Below are 7054 nucleotides of genomic sequence, written 5' to 3'. Positions count from 1 at the left end.
TATGCCGTGCTGGAAGGGCTCGATCACGAGCATGCCTATGAGCAAGCGGCCACCGCCGCCGGCCTGCTCGATAGCTACGCCCGCTGATCTACGCTCCCTGATGGGCGTGAGCGTGCTACGCCCGCCCTGCCGCCGGACTCGTGACGTCAGCCGGCCATTCGGCCGGCTGACGCCATGCCGGCAATACCGCTGTCTATGCTGGCTGGCATCCCTCCACCACCACGCAAGGAGCAGCAATGAAAACGGATCCCGCCCAGCAACACCGCTGGCTGCAACAACTGATCGGCGATTGGACCTACGAGAGCGAAGCCAACATGGGCCCCGACCAGCCGCCGTACAAGGGGGAAGGCAGCGAGTCGGTGCGTGGCCTCGGCGACTTGTGGGTACTGCTCGAAGGGACCGGCAAGATGCCGGACGGCACGCCAGGCACCATGCTGATGACGCTGGGTTTCGACCCCGCTACCGGCCGCTTCGTCGGCAGCTGGATCGGCTCGATGATGACGCATATGTGGGTCTACGACGGCGAGCTGAACGAGGCCGGCACGGTGCTCACGCTGTCCGCCACCGGCCCGGATTTCGAACACCCCGGCCAGACCCGGCAGTATCACGACATCATCGAGATCGTCGGCCCCAACGAGCGCTTGCTGAGCTCCGAGCTGCTGGGCACGGATGGCCGCTGGTCCGAGTTCATGCAGGCTCGCTATACCCGGCGCTGAAGCCGACCCGCGCCAAGCTGCTGCAGAACGTCGTGTTCATTAGGGGCTGAGTATCCACAAGACACATCTGGCAGCGGCCCAGGGCAAAACGGGACAACTCTGGCTCCTGGGGCCCTGCGCATCCTCGATGAACTGGCTCACCTGCCCTGCAGCCAGGCCGGTGGTGCTATTTCACCTCTACTCAAAGCGCGACGAGCATACCTACGTGATCACACGACCCAAGCACCAACTAATTCGTGGTTCATTTATGGGAAGGTCCCAGTCAAGCCACGACCTGCAAGGCCCATCAGCTATACGCACAGCAGGCCCAATAAAAAAGCCTCGCCGATCGTGGCGAGGCTTTGCGGTGTTTGAAGAATCTTTACCGCGCGTTTCTCAGAACGGGATATCGTCCTCGAAATCGTCGAAGTTCTTCGGCGCGGCCGGGCGTGGAGCGGGAGCCGCTTGCGGGCGGGCTGCCGGTGCCGGCGCGGGGCTGCTGTACTCCTGATTGAAGTCGTCCCCGCCACCGTAGCTACCACCCTGCTGACCACCGCCGCCGCCACGGCCGGACAGCATCTGCATCTGGTCGGCGACGATCTCGGTGGTGTAGCGATCGGCGCCAGTCTGCTTGTCCTGCCACTTGCGGGTCTGGATGCGGCCCTCGATATACACCGAGCTGCCCTTCTTCAGGTACTCGCCGGCAATCTCGGCCAGGCGGTTGTACATGACGATGTTGTGCCACTCGGTCTTTTCCTGCTGCTGGCCCTGCTTGTCCTTGAAGCGCTCAGTAGTGGCGATGCTGAAGTTGCATACGGCACCGCCCGAGGGCAGGAAGCGGGTTTCCGGGTCGCGCCCGAGGTTGCCGATCAGCAGCACCTTGTTCAAAGAAGCCATCAGTGGGTCTCCGCAATCAGTTGTTGCGCGGCGGCTTCGTCCCAGCCCGATTGCAGGACCTTGAGCAACGCCACGCGTTCGTCTATCAGTACGACAGCTTCTTTCACGCCGTCTATTTGCCCAAGTTTAACAGACAGCGCCGCCGGCTCGCCCGGCCAGTTTTCGCCAATGTGGAACATCTGGGTGCGCACCGGCAGCGGTGGCTGCATACCCAGCGAAACAATCAGCCAGACGGCCATCAACCCGGCGCACAACAGGAACACCGGCATCGCCCCGCCCTGCTGGAACAGCCAGCCAGCCATGGCGGAACCGGCGAACATGCTCGCCGACTGGCAGGTGTTGTACACGCCCATCGCGGTGCCGCGCGCGGCGACCGGCGCCACCTTGCTGATCAGGCTGGGCTGGGTGGCCTCCAGTACGTTGAAAGCCACGAAATACAGCGCCAGCCAAGCAACGATGGCTGTCAGATCGGGCAGCCACAAGGCCATGCCCAGTTGGGCGATCAGCATCAGCGCGATGGCCAGCACGAACACCTGCTTGAGCTTGTTCCGCTTCTCGCCGACGATCACCGCCGGCACCATCAGCACGAAGCCGACCAGCACCACCGGCAGATAGATCCACCAGTGATGCGGCAAGGCGATGCCGCCCACGTGGGTGAGCAGCAGTGGCATCACGGTGAACATCGCCATCTGCGCCGCATGCAGCGCGAACACGCCGTAGTTGAGCCGCAACAGCTGCGGATCACGCAGCACCTGCGGCAAGCGACTGGCATCGGCCTCGGCATCCGAATGATGGCGCGACAGCGCCGGGCTCGGGATCACCCGCCACACGCCAACGATGGCGGCAATCGCCAGTGCAGCGGTCAGCGCGAAAATGCCCGGCAGCCCTATCCACTCGGCAAGCTTGGGCGCGGCAACCAGCGATACGGCGAAAGTGGTGGCAATGCTGCCACCGATCATCGCCATCGCCTTGGTGCGGTGCTCCTCGCGGGTCAGATCGGCCAACAAGGCAGTGATCGCCGCCGAGATCGCGCCGGCGCCCTGCACCGCGCGGCCGACGATCATCCACACGATATGATCGGCCACCGCACAGAGGATGCTGCCGAGCGCAAACAGCGCCAAGCCGATGTAGATCACCTTCTTGCGCCCCACCCTGTCGCTCCACATGCCGAAAGGCAGTTGCAGCAGCGCCTGAGTCAGGCCGTAGGCACCGAAAGCCAGGCCGACCAGCACATGGCTCTCGCCGCCGGGCAAATGGCCGGCGTAGACGGCAAACACCGGCAGGATCAAAAACATGCCGAGCATGCGCAGCGCATACAGGCCGGCAAGGCCCGTGGCGGCGCGCAGCTCGACCGCGCTCAGGCGGGGCTTGGCGGACATGGAAAGGCGTATCGGACAGCGAAAGCGCGATGTTACCGCAGTGCGCCTGCTCACGCTCACGCGATTCCTTCGCGCAAGCCGGCAATCCGGGCCTGCAAGAAGGCGAATCCTGCCGTGCGCCAGCAGCTGCGAGTCCGGTATATTGATGGGTTTGTTTTCCGTCGGGTCGGCCCCACCTGGATTGCCATGAGCTATCGCCAAATTTCCACCGAGACCCCCCTGATCCGCATCCGCGGCGCGCGTACCCACAACCTCAAGAACGTGAGCCTCGATCTGCCGCGCGGCCAGCTGGTGGTCATCACCGGGCTGTCGGGCTCGGGCAAGAGCTCGCTGGCGTTCGATACGCTGTACGCCGAGGGCCAGCGTCGCTACGTGGAATCGCTGTCGGCCTACGCCCGCCAGTTTCTGCAGCTGATGGAAAAGCCTGATGTCGACCTGATCGAGGGCCTGTCGCCGGCGATCTCGATCGAGCAGAAAGCCACCAGCCACAACCCACGCTCCACTGTCGGCACCGTCACCGAGATCCACGACTACCTGCGGCTGTTGTTCGCCCGGGTCGGCCTGCCCTATTGCCCGGACCACGACCAGCCGCTGGAAACGCAGACGGTGAGCCAGATGGTCGACCATGTGCTGGCGCTGCCGGAGGAAACCCGGCTGATGGTGCTGGCCCCGGTCATCGTCGGCAAGAAGGGTGAGAACCTCGACCTCTTTGACGAGCTGCGCGCCCAGGGCTTCGTGCGCGTGCGCATCGACGGCGAAGTGCACGAGATGGATGCGATCCCCAAGCTCGACAAGAACAAGAAACACACCATCGAGGTGGTGATCGATCGTTTGAAGACTAGGCTGGATCTGAAACAGCGTCTGGCCGAATCGTTCGAGACCGCGCTGCGCCACGCCGATGGCCGCGCCATCGCGGTAGAAATGGATAGCGGGAAGGAGCACTGGTTCTCGGCCAAGTTTGCCTGCCCGGTATGTAGCTACAGCCTGCCCGAGCTGGAGCCACGCCTCTTTTCGTTCAACAACCCGATGGGCGCCTGCCCTAGCTGCGATGGCCTGGGCCAGATCACCTTCTTCGATCCCAAGCGCGTGGTCGCGCATCCGGCGCTGAGCCTGGCCGCCGGCGCGATCAAGGGCTGGGACAAGCGCAACCAGTTCTACTTCCAGATGCTGACGAGCCTGGCCGAGCACTACGGCTTCGACGTCAATACGGCGTGGGAAGAACTGCCGGAGAAAATCCAGCAGATCGTGCTCTACGGTTCGGGCAAGGAAGACATCCGCTTCAATTACATGAGCGAGCGCGGCACCCGCTTCGAACGAGCGCACCCATTCGAGGGCATCATTCCCAACCTGGAACGCCGCTACCGCGAGACCGATTCGGTGACGGTGCGCGAGGAGCTTGCCAAGTTCCAGAACAACCGCGCCTGCCCATCCTGCGGCGGCTCGCGCCTGCGCCGCGAGGCGCGTCACGTGAAGGTGGGCACCGCCAACCTGCATACCATCAGCCAGATGGCACTGCGCGACAGCGCGGCCTTCTTCGACACGCTGCAGCTGGAAGGCGCGCGCGCGCAGATCGCCGAAAAAATCGTCAAGGAAATCCGCGAACGGCTCGGCTTCCTGGTCAACGTCGGGCTCGATTACCTGAGCCTGGAGCGCAGCGCCGATACGCTGTCGGGCGGCGAGGCGCAACGCATCCGCCTCGCGAGTCAGATCGGTTCCGGTCTCACCGGTGTGATGTACGTGCTCGACGAGCCCTCGATCGGCCTGCATCAGCGCGACAACGACCGGCTGATCGCCACGCTGATGCGGCTGCGCGATCTCGACAACACGGTGATCGTGGTCGAGCATGACGAGGACGCCATCCGCGCCGCGGACTGGCTGGTCGACATGGGCCCCGGCGCCGGCGTGCACGGCGGCGAAGTGATCGCCGCCGGCAAGCCGGAAGACGTGTTCAAGGAACCCCGCTCGATCACCGGCCAATTCATGTCCGGCGCGCGCAAGATAGCGATCCCTGAGCAGCGCCGCGTGCCACAACCGGATAAGTGGTTCACGCTCAAGGGCGCGCATGGCAACAACCTCAAGTTTGTCGACCTAGCCTTGCCAGTCGGGCTGTTCGTCTGCGTGACGGGGGTGTCGGGCTCGGGCAAATCAACGCTGATCAACGACACGCTCTATGCCATTGCCGCGCGCGACCTGAACGGCGCCTCCGCCGAGCCTGCGCCGTTCCATGAGATGCATGGCCTCGATCACTTCGACAAGGTGATCAACGTCGACCAGAGCCCCATCGGGCGCACGCCGCGCTCCAACCCGGCCACCTACACCGGCCTGTTCACGCCGATCCGCGAGCTCTATGCCGGCGTGCCTGCCAGCCGCGAACGCGGCTACGGTCCGGGGCGCTTCTCGTTCAACGTGAAGGGCGGCCGCTGTGAAGCCTGTCAGGGCGACGGCTTGATCAAGGTGGAGATGCACTTCCTGCCCGATGTCTACGTGCCGTGCGATGTCTGCCACGGCAAGCGCTACAACCGCGAAACGCTGGAAGTGCAGTACAAGGGCAAGAACATCACCGAAGTGCTCGAAATGACGATCGAGGATGCGCTGGAATTCTTCGGCGCCGTGCCGACCGTCGCGCGCAAGCTCAAGACGCTGATGGACGTCGGCCTCGGCTACATTTGCCTCGGCCAGAGCGCCACCACGCTATCGGGCGGCGAGGCGCAGCGGGTGAAGCTGGCGCTGGAGCTCTCCAAGCGCGACACCGGCCGCACGCTCTACATCCTGGACGAGCCGACTACCGGCCTGCACTTCCACGATATCGATCTGCTGCTCACCGTGCTCAAGCGGCTGTCCGATCATGGCAACACCGTGGTGGTGATCGAACACAACCTCGACGTGATCAAGACAGCCGACTGGATCGTCGACCTCGGCCCCGAGGGCGGCGCCGGCGGTGGCCAGATCATTGCGACCGGCACGCCAGAAGCGGTGGCGGCCAATCCGGCCAGCCACACCGGGCACTATCTGGCGCGGATGCGGCCCTCATAACCGTCATCCACACGCTGAATGAACAAGGGCCGCCTGTAGTGCGGCCCTTTTTACGAACAAGCTGCCTGACCCAGCCGCAGTAACCACTGCTGCAGCGATTTTCGCGCCGCCGCTTGCCTAGCAACACTGGTTCGATCTCTGTAAAACCGGCTCGTCGGAGCTCACCAAGTCCTCCAGGATCGTGCAGTCCACGGCAGGCCCACCTGCGCACGCCGCATCGCAGCTGCACACGAACGTCGCCATGCTGCGCTCCAGCGCTTGCAGCTCGGCCAACTTCGCGCGCACCTGCTCCAGATGCTTGGCGGCAATGTCGCGCACTTCGACGCAGGGTCGATCCGGCTCATCGACGAGACCAGCCAGCTCTCGCACCTGTTCGATGGAAAAGCCGAAATCCCTGCAACGCCGGATAAAACTCAGCCGGCGTATCGCCGCCTCGCCGTACACGCGACGGCCCGCCTCGGTGCGTTGCCCGGTGGGGAGCAAACCGACTTCCTCGTAGTAGCGGATGGTCGCTACCGTGCATCCGGTACGTTCGGCCACGACACCAATGGACAGTCGCGGTGCGAAATGGGGGTCAGGCACGACAAGTCTCCTTGCTGCATGTTTCAGTGCACGGGCACGAGGCCAACCGGCTCGCGCTGCGTCGTCGCCAAGCCCACAGCCCCGCCCATGCAAGCAGGATCGCCAGGAGAGCCGCAGCCAGCGGCAGGAACTCCCCCGCACACGCCATCAGGGCGGCGGCAGATGCCGTAAGGCCGCCCGTAAAGCCCAGCAATGGGATTGCACAGCAAGCAACGCAGGCGGCACCGAGGCCAAGCACTATTTTCCAGGCTTTCATGGGTTCTTCCTCATCGAAGTAAATACCCATGAACGATAAAACCTCAAGTAACTTGAGGAGCAAGAGGAAGTTGGGCTTACGCGCCATGGGATCGCGGATCTTGTAGCACATGAGGGGCAGGCGCACTTGCGGAGCAGATGACGGGGCGGCCCTTCCCCGGCATTGCCCGCGAGCAAAGCAAAACCCCCAGCCTTTCGGTCTGGGGGTTCTGG

General features: G+C 63.9%; 6 protein-coding genes. 2 read left to right on the top strand and 4 right to left on the bottom strand.

From position 1 onward, the window contains the following. The first annotated feature begins 236 nt into the window (after positions 1-236). Positions 237-716: a DUF1579 domain-containing protein gene (locus NLI84_RS16615; RefSeq protein ID WP_255991839.1), complete on the top strand. Its 480-nt coding sequence runs from the start codon at positions 237-239 to the stop codon at positions 714-716. A 375-nt stretch (positions 717-1091) separates the two neighbouring features. Here the strand turns inward: NLI84_RS16615 and ssb are convergent, their stop codons facing one another. Both ssb and NLI84_RS16605 read right to left on the bottom strand, forming a co-directional pair. Beyond that, a complete protein-coding gene (ssb, locus tag NLI84_RS16610; protein WP_255991837.1) occupies positions 1092-1592 on the bottom strand; it encodes a single-stranded DNA-binding protein in 501 nt (166 codons plus the stop codon). Then, positions 1592-2971: an MFS transporter gene (locus NLI84_RS16605; protein ID WP_255991835.1), complete on the bottom strand. Its 1380-nt coding sequence runs from the start codon at positions 2969-2971 to the stop codon at positions 1592-1594. The genes ssb and NLI84_RS16605 overlap by 1 nt, the downstream gene beginning before the upstream one ends. A 186-nt stretch (positions 2972-3157) precedes the next feature. On the opposite strand from NLI84_RS16605, the gene uvrA reads away from it, so the two are divergent. Beyond that, positions 3158-6004, top strand: a complete 2847-nt coding sequence (uvrA, locus tag NLI84_RS16600) for an excinuclease ABC subunit UvrA (RefSeq protein WP_255991834.1) — start codon at positions 3158-3160, stop codon at positions 6002-6004. A gap of 117 nt (positions 6005-6121) precedes the next feature. On the opposite strand, the gene NLI84_RS16595 is transcribed toward uvrA, so the two are convergent. Beyond that, entirely contained in the window at positions 6122-6586 is a 465-nt protein-coding gene (locus NLI84_RS16595; protein ID WP_255991833.1) for a MerR family transcriptional regulator, read from the bottom strand. After that, a complete protein-coding gene (locus NLI84_RS16590; RefSeq protein WP_255991831.1) occupies positions 6579-6953 on the bottom strand; it encodes a hypothetical protein in 375 nt (124 codons plus the stop codon). Before NLI84_RS16590 ends, NLI84_RS16595 begins: the two co-directional genes overlap by 8 nt. Positions 6954-7054 lie beyond the last annotated feature (101 nt).

It is taken from the genome of Chitinolyticbacter albus, assembly GCF_024437655.1.
In the GTDB taxonomy this organism is placed as follows: Bacteria; Pseudomonadota; Gammaproteobacteria; order Burkholderiales; family Chitinibacteraceae; genus Chitinolyticbacter; species Chitinolyticbacter albus.
This window is presented reverse-complemented; position numbering and strand designations above follow the sequence as displayed.

What these genes read in the sequence shown, in the direction of transcription:
- NLI84_RS16615 (WP_255991839.1), top strand. Translation starts at nt 237, where the DNA reads ATGAAAACGGATCCCGCCCAGCAACACCGCTGGCTGCAACAACTGATC.
- ssb (WP_255991837.1), bottom strand. Translation starts at nt 1,592, where the DNA reads ATGGCTTCTTTGAACAAGGTGCTGCTGATCGGCAACCTCGGGCGCGAC.
- NLI84_RS16605 (WP_255991835.1), bottom strand. Translation starts at nt 2,971, where the DNA reads ATGTCCGCCAAGCCCCGCCTGAGCGCGGTCGAGCTGCGCGCCGCCACG.
- uvrA (WP_255991834.1), top strand. Translation starts at nt 3,158, where the DNA reads ATGAGCTATCGCCAAATTTCCACCGAGACCCCCCTGATCCGCATCCGC.
- NLI84_RS16590 (WP_255991831.1), bottom strand. Translation starts at nt 6,953, where the DNA reads ATGTGCTACAAGATCCGCGATCCCATGGCGCGTAAGCCCAACTTCCTC.